Consider the following 20,254-nt stretch of genomic DNA (forward strand, 5'->3'; position numbering starts at 1 on the left):
TGGTTATTAGTTTTAAATGAACTTAAAAACCGTGGTATAAATGATATTCTAATAGCATGTGTTGATGGTCTCAACGGTTTTAAAGAAGCTATTAAAGCAGTATTTCCTAATACTGAAATACAAAGATGTATTATTCATCAAATAAGAAATTCTAGTAAATATTTATCTTATAAGGATTTAAAAGCCTTTAATGCTGATTTGAAATTAGTATATAAAGCACCTACAGAAGACGTCGCGTTAGCAGAATTAGATAATCTAGAAGAAAAATGGGGAGACAAATATCTAATAGCAATAAAAAGTTGGAGAAACAATTGGGATGAACTCTCAACATTTTTCAAATACCCACCTGAAATAAGAAAAATAATATATACAACAAATGCAATGGAGAGCTATAACCGCCAACTTAGGAAAGTTACTAAAAGTAAATCAATTTTCCCTAACGATGAGTCATTACTAAAGATACTTTATCTTGCAACTATTGATATAACAAAGAAATGGACGCAAGGAATTAAGGGCTGGGCGCAAATTTTAGCTCAATTATCAATCTTCTTCGAAGGTCGTTTGGACGAAGTTTTGTTTTAAAAATACCGGAACTTAACTCACTCAATCTATACATATATAATGTAATAATATTGAATAACTATAAAATTAAGGTTGGGAGTTTTATTCTACCTCCAACCTTATAAAATAAACATATTACTTTTTGAAGTTTACACGAAAGTCTTGACAGACTCTAAAAAGTGATTGTTCACTTAGAAAATAATTTCTAGATGAACAGTCACTTTTTTGTTGTAGAATTAAGCAGCTTTTTTTATGGATTCTATATATTCTTTACCTTTTATAGAATTATACTTTCCTTCCCACTTTGAAACAACAACAACTGCTAGAGAATTACCTAATACATTCACAACAGTTCTAGCCATGTCAAGTATACGATCTATTCCAGCTATAAAAGCTAGGCCTTCGGCCGGAATTCCAACAGAACCAAGAGTGGCTAGTAAAACTACAAAAGATACTCCTGGCACGCCTGCTATACCTTTTGAAGTAAGCATCAATACAAGCATTAAATTAATTTGAGCTGGTATTGATAAATTAACACCATATAATTGTGCAATAAATATTGCAGCAATAGCTTGGTAAAGAGTAGAACCATCTAGATTAAAAGAATAACCTGTTGGTACTACAAAGGTTGCAATAGCTTTAGGACATCCGAATTTCTCCATTTTTTCCATGATTTTAGGTAGAACTGTTTCGGAACTTGCTGTGCTATAAGCAAGTATAAGTTCGTCTTTTAAAATTCTTATGATTGAAAAAATACTTGTCCCAACTAATTTTGCAATTAGTCCAAATATTAGTAGTATAAATAAAATCATTGAACCATAAGTTGTAACTATTAGTTTTCCAAGTGGAATTAAAGATGAAAGTCCAAACTTAGAAACTGTCACGCCAATTAAAGCAAATACTCCAAAAGGAGCTGTCTTCATTATTTGATTTGTTACCCAAAACATTGCATCAGCTGTTCCTTGAGCAAACTGTATAACAGGTTTCCCTTTTTCACCAATTGCAGCAACTCCTAGACCGAACATAACAGAAAAGAAAATGACTGAAAGCATATCTCCCCTTGTAAGTGAATCAAAAATATTAGTAGGTACAATATTTATAAATGTATCTGCAAAGCTATGATGTGCTACATTTTCTGCAGTGCTTACATAAGCATCAATGCTAGATTTAGCAAGCTCTTGCATATTTATTCCTGTGCCTGGATGAAACACATTAGCTATTAAAAGTCCTAATACAATAGCAATAGTTGTTACTACTTCAAAATAAAGAAGAGTTTTTCCTCCAAGTCTTCCAACCTGCTTAATATCTCCCGCTCCAGCAATACCAACTATAAGTGATGAAAAGACGATTGGAACTACAATCATTTTTATTAGACGAATAAAAATATCTCCAATAGGCTTTAAATATGCCTCAACAGCTGGATTTCCATAAAAAAATCCACCTACTATAATTCCAAGTATAAGTCCTGCAAGAATTTGTAATGCTAGACCAAATTTAATTTTCTTCATAGTAAATTCTCCTTCCTTAGTTTAAAATTTCAATAAAAATAATATTAAATATGACATTATTATCATTTCGGGTTGCAAATTATTATAATAACTTAGCAACATTTTGAATTATAACATAAAAAATGAATTTTGTCTCTAGAAAAAATTCATTTTTAAAAATAAAGAATATATTCTTTTCTTGTTGTTCAATTAATTGAAAATATTACTAGTTATTAATTATATTTTTAATAAACTTACTATGGTGTATTTACGAAAAGTTGGATTTTAATACTGATAGAAAAGCACAAAGATAAAGGGGTTGAGATAGAAACTCGAACATATTAATAAATATAATAAATTTATATTTAAAGAATTAGATATTGATTTTCAAAAGAGTTAGCAAATCAATATATGAAAATAAACATAGGTAATAATGCAAACCAGATAATATGAAATGTGTTTATTAGACCGTAGAATATGATGATTCCATTAATAAAGTAGTTACAGTACTTTAGTTGTTTATCAGTTGCATCTTTCATTCTAAAATATATGAATACAAAAAGAACTGCAGGAGCTAATATTTTTAATAAAAAACTTACAGGTGGACTTTTTACTACTTCTACCATGAAAATATTTGCTTCTACGTAAAAACCAGTATTTAAGAGTAAAATAGTAAATATTATGTCTGTTACATTCAGAATATATAGAGCTAAAAATTTTATTTTTATATTTTTAAGAGAATAGTTTTTTATAAAAGTAACCATTAAAACACCTCCATTTAGTGATTATTACCATAATGAAGGTATAGTATAAGCTTTATTAATTATAGATAGATGTATATTTGTTATTAGAACGTATATTTTGAACTACATTATTATAGACATGCTCTTATTTTCTAATTAGCTTTTATGTTACTATATTTTCGTAGACAGGATTTAAAATATCAAAAAAATTAAAAGAGCTGTGGATAAGATAGAAGTAAGGGGTATATTAAGAGAATTTTACGAAAAGAGCAAGGTATAATTACAGGAAAAGAAAAAATAATATAATATAAAGAGAGGAGTTCAAGTAAATGGACATATACACAATAGGACATTCTAACTATCCTGTAGAGAAATTAATAGACATGCTAAAGAATTATAATATTGATACTGTTGTAGATATAAGAGGAACTCCGTATTCGAAATATAATGTTCAATATAATAAGGAAACAATAGCTGAAACTTTAAAAAAAGAAGGATTTATATACATATATATGGCTAAAGAACTTGCGGCTCAAAGGCAAGATAAAAACTCTTATAATAAGGAAGGATATTCTGATTTTGAAAAGGTAATTATGGAAGAAGATTTTTTAAGAGGAATTGAGAGGCTAAAAACAGGATGTCAGAAAGGTTATAATATTGCACTTCTTGGAGCTATGCAGGATCCTATAAGGTGTCATAGGAGTATATTAGTTGGAAGATCATTAAGGGAGAATGGATTTAATGTTAAGCATATTTTGGATGACTATACTTTGGCATCTCAAGAGAAAATAGAAGAGAAACTTTTAAGTAAATACTTTAGTAATAGGAATCAGATTACTATAGACAGCTTGCTTGGTAACGAAATTAGCGAGGTTGAAATGATTAAGGAAGGTTATCGACTGGCAAATAAAGAAATTGGATATAGAGTGGAGCATTTAGAATAATATAAATCAAAATTAATATATAAGACATATATTAATATGTATTACTAAATTAGGATTTTAATTATGAAAAAAATTTTATCTAAAGTATTAAGAGGTATTGGGATTAAAAAAAATGGCATTAGAGCAGATATGTCGAGTGACCGTATTAGCTATGCAGATTATGTAAATTCTAAGAATTATTCTAGTGAAACCAACTACTTGATTTGGGTAGATACTGGAAGCTTTAAAGTGAATATTTTTAAAGGAAGCACAAATAAGTGGAACCTAATTAATAGTTATTTGTGCACCTTGGGAAAAGCCTCAACACCAACACCTAAAGGAACTTATAAGGTTGGAATAAAGGGACTCTATTTTGGCGTAAATAAAGGATACAAGTGTTGGTATTATACACAGTTTAAAGGTAATTATTTATTTCATTCAATAATTTATAATTTGGATGGATCGGTTAGAGATGGAAGGTTAGGTATGAAGCTATCAGATGGGTGTATAAGGTTAGCCAAAGAAAATGCTAAATGGATTTATGACAATATACCTAAGGGGACTAAAGTAGTTATAAATTAACCTATATTTATATATTTGGATAGATAAATAAAAGTTAAGAGAATAATTATATAAAATTGCACTTGTAATTAGATATAAAAGAAAACATATTCACATTAAATCTAGTATATGGATTTTATTATAAAAATTACAATTATTCAGAAAATTCAAAAAACTATTGCAATTAATGATGAAATGAGATATAATTAAATCAAGATAAAGGTTTAATTTATCTTAGTGTACTGACACTTCAATCCGGCAGAAGAGTATATCTCAAGAGATATACAGTTGGTGACGGGCAACGAAAAAATCCCGGAAGCAATGTACGACAGACGGTCGTACCCAGTTGGCGGACAACGTTAAAATCAGTAACTAAGAAAGAGCAAGTGAAGTTAGTAAGATTCACTTGCTCTTTGTCTTTTGTAAAGATAATAATTGACTATTATAATTAAAGTGTTTAACATAAATATCCATCTAAATTTTATATTAGATTTAGGTGGAATTTTTATTGTAAAATAATTTTAAGAAAACAGTGATTTTCTTGCAAAGGCGGGGATTAAAATATATACTAGTTTGAGATATAAAATATATTTTATTTTTATCTAAATGTATTGATTGGAGTAATAATTTAATGAAGAAATTTAAAAAGATTTATATAGAGATAACAAATGTGTGTAATTTAAGTTGCGATTTTTGCCCTAAAACAAATAGGGAACTTAAGTTTATGGATAAGAAAAGTTTTCAACATATCGTAAATAGCGTGAAATCACATACTGATTATGTATATTTCCATCTAATGGGAGAACCGTTTTTAAATGAAAATATAAAGAGTTTTTTGGATATAAGCAATGAAAATTCATTAAAGGTTAATATAACTACTAATGGAACTTTAATAAGTGAAGTTAAGGATGTGTTACTTAGTTCAAATGCTTTAAGGCAAGTTAATATTTCGCTTCATAGCTTTGAAGCGAATGAGGGACATGTTGAGTTTAGTAAATATATAGATAATATAATTGAATTTGTTAAAGAAGCTAGTGAAAAAACTAATATAATAACTTCTTTAAGGTTGTGGAATTTAGATACAAAGTATACTGCTAGTAATAGCATGAATATTGATATTTTTGAATTTCTTGAACAAAGTTTCGAAATAAAATCCAGTTTGAGAGAAAGTTTAAAGGAAAAAAATAGTTTTAAACTAAAAAATAATGTATATCTTAGTATGGGAGAGAAATTTAAGTGGCCATCATTGCAAGTTGAGGAGTTAGGAGAAAGAGTCTTCTGCTATGGGCTTAGAGATCAAGTGGGAATATTGGTAGATGGAACAGTAGTGCCTTGTTGTTTAGATAGTGATGGTAGCATAGCACTTGGTAATATCTTTGACAATACATTAGAAGAAATTCTAAGTTCAAAAAGAGCTATAGACATATATAATGGTTTTTCTGGAAGAAAGGCAGTAGAAGAATTATGCAAAAAATGTGGTTTTATAAATAGAGTAAGATAGTGGGGGCGTTGTTAAAATGGAAACAGCAATTAAGTCAGTAGGTATTTTTTTATTGATATATTTTTCGTATTACTATGTATTGAGATTCATACAATCGGTTTTTCAAGGAGCACTGAGTAGTATAAATGCAGGAATGGCTAAATTTATATATGCTTTAAGTACACCGGCTCATGAACTTGCACATTTATTAGTTGCAATTTTATGTCTTGCTAAAATAGAACAAGTACAACTTTTGCCAAAAGGAAACAGACCAGGATTTATAAGATCAAGGGTTGGAAGCAGTATGCCATTTTTAATTAGTATTAAGGAATTTCTTATAGCTATAGCACCTGTTATAATAAATATACCATTATTCATATTTATAGAGAGTAAATTTGTATTAAAAGATAAAGTTGCTGATATATCTAGAATACTAGATCCGAGGATAATAGTGAGTAAAGAAGGTATAATAACTATAGTTTTATTTCTAGTACTAATAAGTGGAATAGCACCAAGTCATGAAGATTTTAAAGGAATGATAAAAGGACTTATAATTCTTAGTGCAGTTGTATTCGGATTATCATTTTTAACTTCAATGTTTTTAGATATGAAGTGGATGAACGCAAAGCCAATAATAGCAGTACTATTATATTATATTGAATTAATAATATTCGTGTTGATAATAAATGCTATTATGCATTATAGGAATTGTTTCAAAATAACATGGATTATATTAATAAGTGCCATAAAACATGCTTTTAGAAAAAGTTAATGGGAAATCGATCTTAAATGGTAAATACTTTATGGAGATACTTAATTTATACATTAAAAGAATATTCTTGTATAAATATAGAAATAATGGCTATACTCCTTGATAAGGAGTGATTATTATGGTAAATAAAAAGAAATTATTCATAGGTATGACATTAGCATTAGCACTTATATTTTCTATAACATATTATTTTTCAGAAAAGTATATAAGTAACAAAAATGCTAAAAATAATCCTGTATCATCAAGTGAAATAAATAATAAATTAAATGATAATATAAGAATTTATTTATATGCAGGTGAAAAGAAAGAAAAAGAATTAACATTGTCAGAGTTAAAGAAAGAATTAAATATAGATAAGAACTTAACAGAAACGGAATTATCAAAGGCATTAAAAGATAAGGGATATGTTTTAGAAGTAGAATCTAATGGAGAAATGACCTATAAAAGAGATGCTTCTAAAGCTGTAAAACCTAATAAATATTATATCGGAGAAAAAGATGGCTTTTTAGCTATATATAAAACTGATGATAATGGAACTTTATCAATTGAAAATAGCGAAGATGTGTATACTAATAGTAAAAAAGTAGATAACTTAAGTGAGATAGATAAAGACAAAATTAAGAATTTTGAACTTGAATATAATTCAAAAGATGATGCGGAAGAAAGCTTATCAGAATTTTTATCATAATGGAAATTCTGATAGGTAAATTTTAATTAATAAAAGGCATGTTGGTAATTTTAATACTACATGCCTTTTATTAATTAAAAAATACATTGTTGAAAGATTTGGCTGAAAATGATAAAGTATAAGTTAGGTTTTAATAATGTAGAAATTAGTTTTTTAGCTAAATTTTAAATATAGTTATAGATATAGAAAAGTTGGTGTGAAATAGATGTACGAATATATAAAAGGTAAATATATTGGGATAAATAAAGATTATGTAATAGTAGAGAATAGCGGTATAGGCTACAAGATATTTACATCAGGTGCTACAATGTCCTCTATGCCAAAGAATGGAGAGAAGATTATGCTTTACCTTGAGCAAATAGTAAGGGAAGATTTTATTGGATTATATGGGTTTGATTCAAAGGAAGAGCTAGAGATGTTTAAGCTTCTTTTAACAGTAAGTGGAGTTGGACCAAAAGCAGCATTATCTTTATTATCTATAAGCAGAGTTAATAATTTAAAATACGCAATAATGATTGGCGATGAGAAACACATCTGTAGAGGTGTGGGAATAGGCAAAAAAACAGCAGCTAGAATTATTTTAGAGATCAAAGATAAACTAAAGCCAGATGAATTACTGGATAGCAGTATGGAAATTGATACAAAGGATAATGAGAATGTTATGGCATTATCAGAAGCTTTAAGCGCGTTAATTGCGCTAGGGTATAGCGAGAAGGAAGCAGAATCAGTACTTAAAAAGATAGATAAGAATGATAGTGTAGAAAATATCATTAAAAATGCATTAAAGGCGTTGATGGGATAAAGCTTCTAAGACATAAGTAGCAAAAAATTATACATATATGACTCATAAGAAAAGGGGGAGGTTTTTTGGAAAGAATAGTTAATCCATCTGAGATGCAAGAAGATTTTAATTCTGAACTTAGTTTAAGACCTCAAAAAATAAATGAATATATAGGACAAGACAAAGTAAAAGAGCGATTAGATATATTTATTAAAGCTGCAAGAAATAGAAAAGAAGCATTAGATCATACACTTTTATATGGACCACCTGGACTTGGAAAAACTACTTTAGCTAATATTATAGCAAAAGAAATGGGTGGGGATTTAAAAATCACTTCTGGACCAGCAATAGAAAGAGCAGGAGATTTAGCAGCGATACTAACAACATTAAAAGATTATGATGTTTTATTTATAGATGAAATACATAGGCTAAATAGAAATGTTGAGGAAATATTATATCCTGCTATGGAGGATTATGCTCTAGATATAGTTATAGGAAAAGGTGCTACAGCAAAATCTATAAGAATTGATCTTCCTAAATTTACACTAATTGGAGCAACAACAAGGATTGGAATGCTTACATCTCCACTTAGAGATAGATTTGGTGTGCTTTGTGCCATGGAATATTATACAGATGAAGAACTTAAGGAGATAGTAAGTAGAAGCGCTTTGGTTTTTGGATGTAAAATTACTGAAGAAGGCGCTTTGGAAATTGCTAAGAGATCAAGAGGAACACCTAGAATTGCCAATAGGCTATTAAAAAGAGTCAGGGATTATTCAGAAGTAAAATCTAATAAGCTAGTATCATTGAAAGAGGCTAGAGAGGCTTTAGAATTATTGGAAGTTGATAATCAGGGATTTGATAAAGTTGATAATAAAATACTTGAAGCTATTATTGATAATTTTAACGGGGGACCTGTTGGAATTGAAACACTTTCTTATTTTATAGGTGAGGAATTGGGAACTATAGAAGACGTATATGAACCATACTTGCTTCAAAAAGGCTTTATAATAAGAACACCAAGAGGAAGAATAGCAAGTGATAAGGCATATGAACATCTTGGAAGAGTAAACAATTCAAAAAGCAAAAGTAATAATGGGAAAGTACAAGGTAGCTTTTTTGATAAATAGATAAGTAGGGATTTATTAGTAAGCGCTTTAAAATTGAGTTTTGAACAACTGATATAGTTTTCGAAAGTTTAACTTCCTTAGAAGTGTCAATAATAAGAATAAGCTATTAGTTAGGAGAAGATAAATAAATGAACGTAAAAGATTTTGATTTTTACTTACCAGAAGAGTTGATAGCTCAACATCCGTTAGAACAAAGAGATTCATCAAGACTTATGGTTTTAGATAAGAAAACTGGTGAGATTAAGCATAAGAAATTTCATGATATTATAGAATACTTAAATGAAGGAGATACTTTAGTATTAAACAATACAAGAGTAATGCCAGCAAGATTAATTGGAGAAAAGGAAGGTACTGGCGGAAAAATTGAGTTCCTTTTACTTAAAAGAATTGAAAAGGATAGATGGGAGTGCCTAGCAAAGCCTGGTAAATCCGCAAAGGTTGGTAGAAAATTTACATTTGGAGAAGGTAAGTTAAAAGCTGAAGTTGTTGAAGTAAAGGAAAACGGAAATAGAATAGTTGAATTTTTCTATGATGGAATATTCGAGGAAGTTCTAGATTCGCTTGGGGAGATGCCTTTGCCACCATATATTCATGAGAGATTAGAAGATAGGGAAAGGTATCAAACAGTGTATTCTAAAGAAAATGGTTCTGCTGCAGCACCTACTGCGGGATTACATTTTACAAAAGAGTTATTGCAAGAAATAAAGAATAAAGGAATTAACATAGTATATCTAACATTACATGTTGGACTTGGAACTTTTAGACCTGTAAAAGTCGAATCTCTAGAGGAGCATGAAATGCATTCAGAGTTTTATATGCTTTCAAAAGAAAGTGCAGATATAATAAACGAAACTAAAAAAAGAGGAAATGCGGTTATATCTGTTGGAACAACTTCAACAAGGACATTAGAAACTATTGGTGATGAAAATGGATTTGTTAAGGAACAAAGTGGATGGACTAATATATTTATTTATCCTGGATATAAATTTAAAGTAGTGGATAAGTTAATTACAAACTTCCATTTACCAGAATCTACATTGATAATGCTTGTTTCAACTTTAGCAGGAAGAGAAAATGTTATGAATGCATATGAAGAAGCAGTAAATGAAAAATATAGATTTTTCTCATTTGGAGATGCTATGTTTATTAAATAAAAGTTTTGATTACATTGATGAGGTGACATAGTCAAGTGTTTCAATATAAAATGGGATGAATTAGAAAATAGATATTGATTTTATAATTCAGCTAACAACTAAATGGAAGTTAGTTTCTTTAAAGAATCTCAGAGTTGCTCAGTAAACAAAGGTAGCTGAGTTTCGTAAAAATATAATTAAGAGGTGAACGCTTGTGAGTAAAAGGTATACTTTATTAAAAAAGGATGGAAAAGCAAGGAGAGGGCAGTTTGAAACTCCTCATGGAACTATACAAACTCCAGTATTCATGAATGTTGGAACATTAGCAGCTATAAAAGGTGCAGTTTCTAGCATGGATTTAAAGGAGATAGGATGCCAGGTTGAACTTTCTAATACATATCATCTTCACTTAAGACCAAGTGATAAAGTGGTTAAAAAACTTGGAGGATTACATAAGTTTATGAATTGGGATAGACCAATTCTCACAGATTCAGGTGGATTTCAAGTATTTTCGTTAGCTAAGATGAGAAAAATAAAAGAAGAAGGCGTGTATTTTAATTCACATATAGATGGAAAGAAAATATTTATGGGACCAGAAGAATCAATGCAAATTCAAAGTAATTTGGCATCTACAATAGCAATGGCTTTTGATGAATGTATTGAAAATCCAGCGCCTAGAGAATACGTAGAAAGATCAGTGGAAAGAACTACAAGATGGCTTGAAAGATGTAAGAATGAAATGGATAGGTTAAATTCTATGCCAGATACAATAAATAAGGAACAAATGCTATTTGGAATAAATCAGGGTGGAGTTTATGAAGATATAAGGATAAAGCACGCTAAAGAAATAACTAAAATGGATCTAGATGGATATGCCATAGGTGGGCTTGCTGTTGGAGAAACTCATGAAGAAATGTATAGAGTGATAGATGCAGTTGTACCACATTTGCCAGAAGATAAACCTATATATTTAATGGGAGTAGGTACACCTAGCAATATATTGGAAGCGGTCGACAGAGGCGTGGATTTCTTTGATTGTGTACTTCCAGCCAGAAATGGGAGACACGGAAATGTATTTTGTAGTGAAGGCAAGCTTAATCTTATGAATGCAAAATATGAACTTGATGATAGACCTATTGATGATGGTTGCGAATGTCCAACATGCAAGAATTATACAAGAGCATATATAAGACATTTATTTAAAGCAAAGGAAATGCTTGCAATGAGATTATGTGTTTTACATAATTTGTATTTTTATAATAAGTTAATGAAAGATATAAGAGACGCAATTGAAGGTGGTTATTTTAAGCAATTTAAGGAAGAAAAATTATCACAATGGGAAGGAAGATAATTGAAAATAATTATTTATGAATTTGGTGGGATATAGATCTTTACACAATTTCTAAATGAACATGAGTAACAAATGTAGGTTTATATTGACATTAAAGTAAATAAAATGTAAACTACATATCATGAATAGAAAAAAATAATAAACACATTGGAGGAAAAGTATGGATAATATGTTAGCGTTACTTACGAGCGTAGTACCTTATTTACTTGTATTTGTGATATTTTTTTTCCTTCTTATATTACCTGAGAAGAAGAGAAAAAAGAAATATCAAGGTATGATTGATGAATTAAAAGTAAATGATGAAATTGTGACAAGAGGTGGAATCATAGGTAAGATTACACATATGGATGAAAAATCAGTTACAATTGAAAGTGGTCCTGCAAAAACTAGAATTAAATTAGAGAAGAGCGGAATATCTCATAAAATAAAGATGGATTAATCATAATGCCCTTTAATATTTCATAAAATGAAGTGTTGGGGGGTGTTTTTGATGGAAAATAGTAAATATTTTAGATCAGTAGTAAAAGGTACTATTGGAACTTTGATTCTAAGCTTCATAGGAGTTACAATTCTATCTTTATTGATGACTAAACTAGTATTTAGTAAAGGTATTTTTAACATGATATATGTAATAATATCTTTATGCAGTTTAAGTTTAGGAGCAATGATAGGAGCAAAGAAAAATGAATCAAAGGGATGGCTTGTAGGCTTTGGAGTAGCACTATCATATTATTTAGTATTGTTTATACTATCTAGTAGTTTTAATGGAGAATTAGCATTTAAGCTTTTTGATTTCATTAAATTGATTATAGCACTGGTTGTAGGTACTCTTGCTGGGATGCTAGGGATAAATTTATAAGATACTTCAGTTTTTAATGACTAACTTTACAAAGATTAAAAGAAGTTATACATATGTGAAATCATTTTTATTTAAATGAAGGTTAAACAGTATTTTAATGTTATATTATACATTAATAAAAAACTTTATTAAGAAATTATAGTGTGCTATAATGAACAATGTGCAACATAAGAATGTAATAATATTTAAAATTAAGAAGTAATAAGTTCTTTAAAATTCAGCTTAAAGACTTTAATTTCTTAATTTTAAATATTAAAGTATTTTACATAATAAAGGAAACTGTTAATGAAATTGTAATCCAAAATTTTCAGTAAGGAATATATAGTAAATACTAACCTAATGAAAGACATAATATGCAGAGGGGGATTAAGATGAAAAGAAAAAGCAAAAGTTCAGCATTGTTGATATTAATTATTGCTGTAATTGGACTGTTAGCTTTTGCAGGATTTAAAGGATTTGTTCTAGGAGGATGGGAATTTAAATCATTTGATAAAGTAATAACTAGAGGACTAGATTTACAAGGCGGAGTTTCTGTTCTTATGGAAATTCAAAAAGATGATGTAACTGCAGAAGAATTACAAAGTGCTAAGGAACATTTATCTTTAAGAGTAAATAAACTTGGTGTTGCAGAAACAATTGTAGCAACAGAAGGTCCAAAGAGAATAAGAGTAGATGTACCGGGATTAACTAATTCTAAGGAAATAGTAGATAGTTTGGTTAAGTCTGGTAATTTGAGTTTTAAAGGGCCAGATGGAACTGAAATTTTAACAGGTTCAGATGTAAAAAAAGCAACTGCACAAATGAATCAACAAAATGGTGGATATGAAGTTGGTTTAGAATTAAATGATGAAGGTGCACAAAAGTTTGCAGATGCAACAGGAAAATATATTGGGCAAAATATTTCAATCTACCTTGATGACGAAGAAATATCAACTGCGCGAGTAAATTCGCAAATTTCAGGTGGAAAAGCAAGTATTGAAACACATGATACATTAGAAAAGAATAAAGAATTAGCTGGAATGATTAATGCAGGTGCACTTCCACTTCCAGTTAAAGAAGTTTCAGTTAGTAATGTTGGAGCTGAACTAGGAGCTACAGCATTTCCAAACTCTGTTAAGGCGGGAATTATAGGAGTTGGATTAGTATTTTTATTCATGCTATTCCATTATAGAATTCAAGGATTAATGGCTAATATTGCTTTAACTTTGTATATAACACTTACACTTTTTGCTTTTATAGAAGTAGGTGTTACATTGACTCTTCCAGGTATAGCAGCATTCTTGCTTACTATTGGTGTGGCTGTTGATGCTAATATATTAACGTTTGAAAGAACTAAAGAGGAGTTAAAGAAAGGGTATACTGTTAAGGCGGCAGTGAAAAAAGGATCAGAGCATGCATTATCTTCAATAGTAGATTCTAACATGACAACTTTACTTGCATCACTAATTCTATATTTTATAGGATCTGGAGCAGTAAAAGGTTTTGCAATTACACTTATGATAGGTATAGTTATAAGTTTATTTACAGGTTTGGTAGTAACAAAAGTACTTGTTAATTTAGCTGTTGAAAGTGGAATTATAAATAAACCATCACACTTTGGTGTTACTTTGAAAAAGGGGGATGAAAAACATGCTTAAAATAATGGAAAAGACAAAAATATGGTTTTCAATATCCCTAATCATTATTGTAATCGGAATGGGATTCTTATGTGTTAGAGGACTAAACTTTGGTATAGATTTTAAAGGTGGTTCTGAAATAGTACTTCAACTAGACGAAAGTATAAATAAAGATGATGTTGACACAATAATTCGAAGTTATGCACCAGATGCTTCGACGAATACAATTAATAATAATCAATATGAAATAAAATCAGCAGATCTGGATAGTGATAAGTTAGGATTAATTGTATCTGATTTAGAATCTAAATATAAACTGGATGATAAAGTGCTAGTTTCACAAAATGAAATAGGATCATCAGTAGGTAGAGAGTTGACTCAAAATTCTATATATGCATTACTTGCGGCTTTTGCAGTAATGTTAGTGTATATAGCTATTAGATTTGAATTCAAATTTGGAGTAGCGGCTATAGCGGCCACAATTCATGATATATTAGTAACTATTTCTGTTTACTCAATATTTTATATTCCAGTAAATACACCTTTTATAGCAGCGATACTGACTATAGTTGGATATTCTATGTGTGATACGATAGTTATTTTTGATAGAATTAGAGAAAACACAAAGATAATGAGAAGAGCGAAATCAGTTGAAGTGGCAGATGTAAGTTTGACTGAAACTATAGCAAGATCATTATATACTTCTTCAGCAACAGTAGTTACTATAATAGCAATGAATTTTTTAGTGCCATCTGTTCAAGCATTTACGATTCCTTTAATTGTAGGTATCATAAGTGGAGCGTATTCATCAATATGTATAGCATCACCAATTTGGGTATACTTAAAAGATAGAGTTAGAAGCCAAAAGAAAAAATTACAAAAAGCTTAATTACTGGAAATGAAGAAACCTCCAGCACAATGGGGGTTTTTTCATTTGTTAACAAAATAATTGTAAAATTTATTATAATCATTTATAATAAAGGTGTTTTCTAATTTTATGGAGGAATAAACCATGCGTAAATTCTGGGAAAGTATATATTGTCCAAATTATATTAGTGGATATAACCCATTTATACTTAAGGGTATGAACAAAGCAATAGAGAGATTAGCTTTGGCGGTAAATAATAGACAAAAAATAGTTGTTTATGGTACATATAATGTCGATGGGATTTGTGCAGTTTCATCGTTAATTCTTGTTTTAAGATATTTAAATGCTGATGTAGAATATTTAATATATGATAGGCAAGAAGCTGATGCTAGAATAAATTCGGTAGATATAAAAAATAACGTAGATTTTTTAGGTGCTGAACTATTAATAACTTTAGGTGTTGGATTAAAATCTAAAGAAGAAGTTGAGCTATGCAAAAAATTAGGTATTGATTTAATTATTCTTGAAAATGAAGAAAGTGATCTTGTTAATGACTATATTTATATAAATCCTAACCAAAAGGGGTGCCAATACAGATATAAGAACTTATCGACAAGTGGACTTACTTTTAAGCTTATGCAAGCTATTGCTATATATTATAATATGAAAAGTATAAATAAATATTTAGATTTAATACTTATAGGTATTCAGTGGGCAAAGGTACCATCAAAAGGAGAAAATGGAGTACTAATTAAAGAAGGAAATAAGTTCCTGATGAATACTAATAATAATGGATTGAGATCAATAATAGAATTTAACAGTTTGGAAGAGTTTAATAATGATGGTATAAATAATATAATTGAATTCATAATTCCGCCTATAGGTGCGGTAGGTGTTATGGATAATGCTAGAATTGTCTTAGAGCTCTTAACTACAAATGATAAAGATAGAGCTGATCAAATTGTTAAATATTTATATAGACTTAAAACAAATAATTCCATAAGCTATATGGAAAGTTAATGAAATAGTAAAGCAATATTTATTAATTATTAGTTGTTTGATATTGAATCATAAATGATATATTAAATTAAATTCTATGGAGGAGTTAAAATGGATTTACAAGAAAAAATAAGGGTAATCGAAAATTTTCCTAAAGAAGGAATTAGTTTTAAGGACATAACAACATTAATTGCTGATGGAGAAGCGTTAAGGGAAACTATTAATAGAATAGTTAAACATCTAGAGGATAAAAAAATTGATTTGATTGTTGGGCCTGAAGCAAGAGGATTTATTTTTGGAGTTCCTGTGGCATATGCTTTAGGAGTAGGATTTATTCCAGTAAGAAAGCCAGGAAAATTACCAGGAGAAACCATATCAGTTAATTATGGATTGGAATATGGAGAAGATCAGCTTCAACTTCATAAAGATGCAATCAAACCAGGTCAAAGAGTTGCTGTTGTAGATGACTTATTAGCAACAGGGGGGACTGTAGAAGGTGTTGCTAAATTAATAGAACAAGCAGGTGGAATAGTTGCTTCACTTGATTTTGTAATAGAACTAACAGAATTAAAAGGAAAAGATAAATTAGAAGGATATGATGTACTATCATTAGTTAAATATGACATCTAAGTCGTGGTTTTAGGTATTTTAAGAGTTGTTTCTGGGCATTATAATTGGTAAGGATTCCATTTCTTTTAAATGTATTGTTGAAAATAATTCTAAAATAATATATAATTATTAAAAAGTTAGGCTGGTTATTAAACCAGCCTTTGAATTTAGGTATATTCAAAAAAGCGGAGCGGAATTCAGGATACTTTATTAATTTGATTGTATTTTATGCTGATAAATTGACTGACGCTAAGAATCAGTATTTACTAAATTATCTGCCTAAAAATTATACTGTAATTTCTAATCTGTTGTTTTGTTTTAGATACTTACTTCAAATGAATTAATATAGAAGGAGCGTAATCCTTATGATTGATAAATTACTGGAAAAGATTGATAAGAATTGTAATAATGTTGATGTTGAAATGGTAAAAAAAGCATATGATTTTGCTGAAAAAGCTCATAAGGACCAAAAAAGGGAATCGGGTGAACCGTATATTATTCATCCGATAGCAGTAGCTGAAATTCTAGCTGAGTTAGGTATGGATACTAATACTATTGTAGCTGGATTATTGCATGATGTAATTGAAGACACGGAGTTTTCTTATGATGAAACAGTCAGCCTCTTTAATGCAGAAATCGCTAATCTTGTAGAAGGTGTTACGAAGCTTACTAAGCTTGGAGAAATGGAATATAAAACTAAAGAAGAGCAACAAGCTGATAATGTGAGAAAAATGTTGCTTGCTATGGCAAAGGATATAAGAGTAATAATTATTAAATTGGCAGATAGATTACATAATATGAGAACTCTCAAATTTATGCCAGCAAAAAAGCAAAAAAACAAAGCAAAAGAGACATTGGATATTTACGCGCCTTTAGCGCATAGGCTGGGTATGTCTAAAATTAAATGGGAATTAGAGGATTTATGTTTTAGATATTTACATGAAAAAGAATATTATGAATTAGTAGATAGTATTGCCGAAAAGAGAGTAGAAAGAGAAACTTACATAAACGATATAGTAAATGATTTAAAACAAAAGCTTGGAAATTCTGGAATTGAATCGGATATTGATGGAAGACCAAAGCATTTTTATAGTATCTACAAAAAGATGGTTAGTAAGAATAAAAGCATAGAGCAAATTTTTGATTTAACGGCTATTAGAGTTTTGGTGCATTCTGTTAAGGATTGTTATGGTGTCCTTGGAATAGTACACACTATCTATAGGCCAATTCCAGGAAGGTTTAAAGATTATATAGCAATGCCTAAACCAAACATGTATCAATCATTACATACCACTGTAATTGGACCACAAGGCAAAACTTTTGAAATTCAAATTAGAACTTTTGAAATGCATAAAACAGCAGAATATGGAATTGCAGCTCACTGGAAGTATAAAGAGGGAGATAGCGCCAAAGGAGAGCAAGATAAGCAAAAAGATTTTGAAAAGAAGCTAGTATGGCTTAGAGATATGTTGGAATGGCAGAAAGAAACATCAGATGCTGAAGAGTTTATTGAAGGTTTTAAGATAGATCTGTTTTCAGATGAAGTATTTGTATTCACTCCAAAAGGTGTTGTAATAAATTTATGTAGTAATGCTACGCCTATAGATTTTGCATATAGAATACATACTGATGTAGGAAATAAGTGCGTAGGTGCTAAGGTTAATGGTAAGATAGTTCCTTTAGATTATACTCTCAAGACAGGAGAAATTGTAGAGATTTTAACTTCGCCTAATGCTAAGGGACCTAATATGGATTGGTTAAACATTGCAAAAAGTAATCAATCTAAGAGCAAAATAAAGCTTTGGTTTAAAAAAGCTAAAAGAGAAGAAAATATGCTAAAGGGCAAGGAACTTCTTGAAAAGGAATTAAAGAAACAGTGTGTTAACTATGCTGACGTTGCTAAAGGGGATTTTTATGAAAAATTAGTGAAAAGATATAATATTCATTCTATGGATGATTTATATGCTTTAATTGGTATAGGAGGATTCTCTGTATCTACTCTTATTGCAAGATTGAAGGAAGACAATGGGATAGGTGTAGATAAGGTAAACAAGGAAAAAGAAAATAAGGAAATTTTAAATAAGAATATAGAGGAACAAATTGCAAAAACAGCAAGAAAACCAGAACCTAATGGATATGGAATAACAGTAAAAGGTGAAAGTAATCTTATGGTCAGGTTTGCTAAGTGTTGTAGTCCAGTTCCTGGAGATGAAATTTTAGGATATATAACTAAAGGTAGAGGAGTATCAGTTCATAGGAGTGATTGCAGTAATTTGCAAAACCTTATAGATACAGATAAAGATAGAGTAGTAGAAGTTAATTGGGGATCAGCACAAGGTACATCTTATTTTGCAGAAATTCAAGTTGTAGCTGATGATAGAGATGGATTGCTAGCAGATATAATGAGTGTTATAACAGAGCTTAAACTACAGTTAAGTGCTGTAAATGCGAATTTAGCAAAGCAAGGATCGGCACTAATTAATGTAAAAATAAAAATTACATCTGTCGATAGTCTGAAGGATTTAATGAAGCGACTTAAAAGATTAAAAGGTGTGACAGATGTATATAGAGTAAATAGTTAGAATCTTATATATATCAGAAAGGTGAGATAACATGAGAGCAGTTGTACAAAGAGTGAGCTCATCTAGCGTTTGTGTTGATGGAGATATAATTGGTGAAATAGGTGTAGGCTTTAATGTATTAATAGGAATATCTAAGGATGATACTTTTGAAGACCTAAAATATATAAAAGATAAGATTATCAATTTGAGAGTGTTTCATGATGAAAATGATAAAATGAATTTGTCACTATTGGATATTAAAGGTGAAATACTTGTGATATCTCAGTTTACATTGTATGGTGATTGTAGAAAAGGAAGAAGGCCCAATTTTATGGAAGCACAAGGTGGAGAAGAGGCTAAAAAGCTGTATGAAGAATTCTTAGATCTTCTTAAGACATCAAACTTAAAAGTTGAATGTGGAGAATTTGGAGCAGACATGAAGGTCAAAATTAATAATGATGGGCCTGTTACCATATTATTAGATAGTAAGAGAAATTTTTAGGAGGAATTCAAATTGATTATAAAAACATTAATAGCGGGAATGTATGAAGAAAATTGTTATTTAATAATGGATGAAGGCACCAAGGAACTTGCAATTATAGATCCAGGCGGGCAGCCGAATTCGATAGAAAAAGAGATTAGTAGGTTGGATGGAAAGCCTAAATTTATTCTTTTGACACATGGACATATGGATCATGTGGGAGCAGTTATTGAGTTAATGAATAAACTCAATATTCCTTTTTATATAAGTGAAAATGAAGAACAATATATGAAAAATGACGAGTTTGTATTTGGATCACTGCCAAAAGCTTCAAAATATTTAAAAGAAGGAGATACAGTATCTTTAGGCAATAATATAATTAAAGTTATAGAGACAGCTGGGCATACAGCAGGTGGTATATGCTTCCTAGTAAATGATGAACTGTTTACAGGAGATACTCTTTTCCAAGGATCTATTGGAAGAAGTGATTTTCCAGGAGGGAATGGAGCACAGCTTATAAAAAATATAAAGGAAAAGTTATTGCCTTTGGGAGATAGTGTTAAAGTTTATCCGGGACACGGACCAGCATCTACAATAGGATATGAAAAAAGGAATAATCCATTCTTATAAAAATAAAAATGTGCATTAATT

General features: G+C 29.8%; 21 protein-coding genes. 19 read left to right on the forward strand and 2 right to left on the reverse strand.

All coding sequences use genetic code 11. The features are described 5' to 3' along the window. Window positions 1-582 (forward strand): IS256 family transposase (locus tag L1S46_RS19565; protein ID WP_238900790.1); only part of this gene is annotated, 582 nt, incomplete at its 5' end. 215 nt (window positions 583-797) lie between these two features. Here the strand turns inward: L1S46_RS19565 and L1S46_RS19570 are convergent. Both L1S46_RS19570 and L1S46_RS19575 read right to left on the reverse strand, forming a co-directional pair. After that, a complete protein-coding gene (locus L1S46_RS19570) occupies window positions 798-2,069 on the reverse strand; it encodes a cation:dicarboxylase symporter family transporter (RefSeq protein WP_238900791.1) in 1,272 nt (423 codons plus the stop codon). Between the two features lie 383 nt (window positions 2,070-2,452). Then, window positions 2,453-2,812, reverse strand: a complete 360-nt coding sequence (locus L1S46_RS19575) for a DUF5658 family protein (protein ID WP_238900792.1) — start codon at window positions 2,810-2,812, stop codon at window positions 2,453-2,455. 308 nt (window positions 2,813-3,120) lie between these two features. Here L1S46_RS19575 and L1S46_RS19580 point away from each other — a divergent pair, with 308 nt between their 5' ends. The 18 genes from L1S46_RS19580 to L1S46_RS19665 all read left to right on the forward strand — a co-directional run bounded on the left by L1S46_RS19580 (window position 3,121) and on the right by L1S46_RS19665 (window position 20,233). Continuing rightward, window positions 3,121-3,735, forward strand: a complete 615-nt coding sequence (locus L1S46_RS19580) for a DUF488 domain-containing protein (protein ID WP_238900793.1) — start codon at window positions 3,121-3,123, stop codon at window positions 3,733-3,735. A 63-nt stretch (window positions 3,736-3,798) separates the two neighbouring features. Continuing rightward, a complete protein-coding gene (locus L1S46_RS19585; protein ID WP_011968854.1) occupies window positions 3,799-4,296 on the forward strand; it encodes a L,D-transpeptidase in 498 nt (165 codons plus the stop codon). Window positions 4,297-4,906: 610 nt separating this feature from the next. After that, window positions 4,907-5,776: an SPASM domain-containing protein gene (locus tag L1S46_RS19590; protein WP_238900794.1), complete on the forward strand. Its 870-nt coding sequence runs from the start codon at window positions 4,907-4,909 to the stop codon at window positions 5,774-5,776. Window positions 5,777-5,792: 16 nt separating this feature from the next. Then, on the forward strand, window positions 5,793-6,527 hold the full coding sequence (locus L1S46_RS19595) for a hypothetical protein (RefSeq protein WP_238900795.1): 735 nt from the start codon (window positions 5,793-5,795) through the stop codon (window positions 6,525-6,527). Window positions 6,528-6,645: 118 nt separating this feature from the next. Continuing rightward, complete coding sequence (locus L1S46_RS19600; protein ID WP_238900796.1) at window positions 6,646-7,215, forward strand: hypothetical protein; 570 nt, start codon at window positions 6,646-6,648, stop codon at window positions 7,213-7,215. A gap of 205 nt (window positions 7,216-7,420) precedes the next feature. Further along, entirely contained in the window at window positions 7,421-8,017 is a 597-nt protein-coding gene (gene ruvA, locus L1S46_RS19605; protein WP_238900797.1) for a Holliday junction branch migration protein RuvA, read from the forward strand. 65 nt (window positions 8,018-8,082) lie between these two features. Next, on the forward strand, window positions 8,083-9,126 hold the full coding sequence (gene ruvB, locus L1S46_RS19610) for a Holliday junction branch migration DNA helicase RuvB (RefSeq protein WP_238900798.1): 1,044 nt from the start codon (window positions 8,083-8,085) through the stop codon (window positions 9,124-9,126). Between the two features lie 128 nt (window positions 9,127-9,254). Continuing rightward, window positions 9,255-10,280 (forward strand): tRNA preQ1(34) S-adenosylmethionine ribosyltransferase-isomerase QueA, encoded by a 1,026-nt coding sequence (gene queA, locus L1S46_RS19615; RefSeq protein WP_023976283.1) that lies wholly within the window; start codon window positions 9,255-9,257, stop codon window positions 10,278-10,280. Window positions 10,281-10,473: 193 nt separating this feature from the next. Continuing rightward, a complete protein-coding gene (gene tgt / locus L1S46_RS19620; RefSeq protein ID WP_011968861.1) occupies window positions 10,474-11,610 on the forward strand; it encodes a tRNA guanosine(34) transglycosylase Tgt in 1,137 nt (378 codons plus the stop codon). Between the two features lie 160 nt (window positions 11,611-11,770). Next, a complete protein-coding gene (yajC, locus tag L1S46_RS19625) occupies window positions 11,771-12,049 on the forward strand; it encodes a preprotein translocase subunit YajC (protein WP_011968862.1) in 279 nt (92 codons plus the stop codon). Window positions 12,050-12,100: 51 nt separating this feature from the next. After that, window positions 12,101-12,469 carry a TIGR04086 family membrane protein gene (locus L1S46_RS19630; RefSeq protein ID WP_011968863.1) on the forward strand — a complete coding sequence of 123 codons (369 nt, stop codon included), beginning with the start codon at window positions 12,101-12,103 and terminating at the stop codon, window positions 12,467-12,469. 371 nt (window positions 12,470-12,840) lie between these two features. Further along, window positions 12,841-14,106 carry a protein translocase subunit SecD gene (gene secD / locus L1S46_RS19635; RefSeq protein ID WP_011968864.1) on the forward strand — a complete coding sequence of 422 codons (1,266 nt, stop codon included), beginning with the start codon at window positions 12,841-12,843 and terminating at the stop codon, window positions 14,104-14,106. Beyond that, window positions 14,099-14,974 (forward strand): protein translocase subunit SecF, encoded by an 876-nt coding sequence (gene secF / locus L1S46_RS19640; RefSeq protein ID WP_023976282.1) that lies wholly within the window; start codon window positions 14,099-14,101, stop codon window positions 14,972-14,974. Before secD ends, secF begins: the two co-directional genes overlap by 8 nt. A 123-nt stretch (window positions 14,975-15,097) precedes the next feature. After that, window positions 15,098-15,973: a DHH family phosphoesterase gene (locus L1S46_RS19645; protein WP_023976281.1), complete on the forward strand. Its 876-nt coding sequence runs from the start codon at window positions 15,098-15,100 to the stop codon at window positions 15,971-15,973. Window positions 15,974-16,063: 90 nt separating this feature from the next. Further along, window positions 16,064-16,582, forward strand: coding sequence for an adenine phosphoribosyltransferase (locus L1S46_RS19650; protein WP_011968867.1), 519 nt, complete (start codon window positions 16,064-16,066; stop codon window positions 16,580-16,582). A 344-nt stretch (window positions 16,583-16,926) separates the two neighbouring features. Then, window positions 16,927-19,143 carry a bifunctional (p)ppGpp synthetase/guanosine-3',5'-bis(diphosphate) 3'-pyrophosphohydrolase gene (locus L1S46_RS19655; RefSeq protein WP_023976280.1) on the forward strand — a complete coding sequence of 739 codons (2,217 nt, stop codon included), beginning with the start codon at window positions 16,927-16,929 and terminating at the stop codon, window positions 19,141-19,143. 31 nt (window positions 19,144-19,174) lie between these two features. Then, window positions 19,175-19,624: a D-aminoacyl-tRNA deacylase gene (dtd, locus tag L1S46_RS19660; protein WP_011968869.1), complete on the forward strand. Its 450-nt coding sequence runs from the start codon at window positions 19,175-19,177 to the stop codon at window positions 19,622-19,624. A 12-nt stretch (window positions 19,625-19,636) separates the two neighbouring features. Then, window positions 19,637-20,233, forward strand: a complete 597-nt coding sequence (locus L1S46_RS19665) for an MBL fold metallo-hydrolase (RefSeq protein ID WP_238900799.1) — start codon at window positions 19,637-19,639, stop codon at window positions 20,231-20,233. Window positions 20,234-20,254: the final 21 nt, after the last annotated feature.

This window comes from Clostridium sp. YIM B02500 (assembly GCF_022324665.1).
Lineage (GTDB): Bacteria > Bacillota > Clostridia > Clostridiales > Clostridiaceae > Clostridium > Clostridium beijerinckii.

What these genes read in the sequence shown, in the direction of transcription:
- L1S46_RS19650 (WP_011968867.1), top strand. Translation starts at nt 16,064, where the DNA reads ATGGATTTACAAGAAAAAATAAGGGTAATCGAAAATTTTCCTAAAGAA.
- dtd (WP_011968869.1), top strand. Translation starts at nt 19,175, where the DNA reads ATGAGAGCAGTTGTACAAAGAGTGAGCTCATCTAGCGTTTGTGTTGAT.
- yajC (WP_011968862.1), top strand. Translation starts at nt 11,771, where the DNA reads ATGGATAATATGTTAGCGTTACTTACGAGCGTAGTACCTTATTTACTT.
- L1S46_RS19580 (WP_238900793.1), top strand. Translation starts at nt 3,121, where the DNA reads ATGGACATATACACAATAGGACATTCTAACTATCCTGTAGAGAAATTA.
- L1S46_RS19645 (WP_023976281.1), top strand. Translation starts at nt 15,098, where the DNA reads ATGCGTAAATTCTGGGAAAGTATATATTGTCCAAATTATATTAGTGGA.
- L1S46_RS19630 (WP_011968863.1), top strand. Translation starts at nt 12,101, where the DNA reads ATGGAAAATAGTAAATATTTTAGATCAGTAGTAAAAGGTACTATTGGA.
- secF (WP_023976282.1), top strand. Translation starts at nt 14,099, where the DNA reads ATGCTTAAAATAATGGAAAAGACAAAAATATGGTTTTCAATATCCCTA.
- queA (WP_023976283.1), top strand. Translation starts at nt 9,255, where the DNA reads ATGAACGTAAAAGATTTTGATTTTTACTTACCAGAAGAGTTGATAGCT.
- L1S46_RS19590 (WP_238900794.1), top strand. Translation starts at nt 4,907, where the DNA reads ATGAAGAAATTTAAAAAGATTTATATAGAGATAACAAATGTGTGTAAT.
- L1S46_RS19600 (WP_238900796.1), top strand. Translation starts at nt 6,646, where the DNA reads ATGGTAAATAAAAAGAAATTATTCATAGGTATGACATTAGCATTAGCA.
- L1S46_RS19575 (WP_238900792.1), bottom strand. Translation starts at nt 2,812, where the DNA reads ATGGTTACTTTTATAAAAAACTATTCTCTTAAAAATATAAAAATAAAA.
- L1S46_RS19655 (WP_023976280.1), top strand. Translation starts at nt 16,927, where the DNA reads ATGATTGATAAATTACTGGAAAAGATTGATAAGAATTGTAATAATGTT.
- L1S46_RS19585 (WP_011968854.1), top strand. Translation starts at nt 3,799, where the DNA reads ATGAAAAAAATTTTATCTAAAGTATTAAGAGGTATTGGGATTAAAAAA.
- secD (WP_011968864.1), top strand. Translation starts at nt 12,841, where the DNA reads ATGAAAAGAAAAAGCAAAAGTTCAGCATTGTTGATATTAATTATTGCT.
- L1S46_RS19570 (WP_238900791.1), bottom strand. Translation starts at nt 2,069, where the DNA reads ATGAAGAAAATTAAATTTGGTCTAGCATTACAAATTCTTGCAGGACTT.
- ruvA (WP_238900797.1), top strand. Translation starts at nt 7,421, where the DNA reads ATGTACGAATATATAAAAGGTAAATATATTGGGATAAATAAAGATTAT.
- L1S46_RS19595 (WP_238900795.1), top strand. Translation starts at nt 5,793, where the DNA reads ATGGAAACAGCAATTAAGTCAGTAGGTATTTTTTTATTGATATATTTT.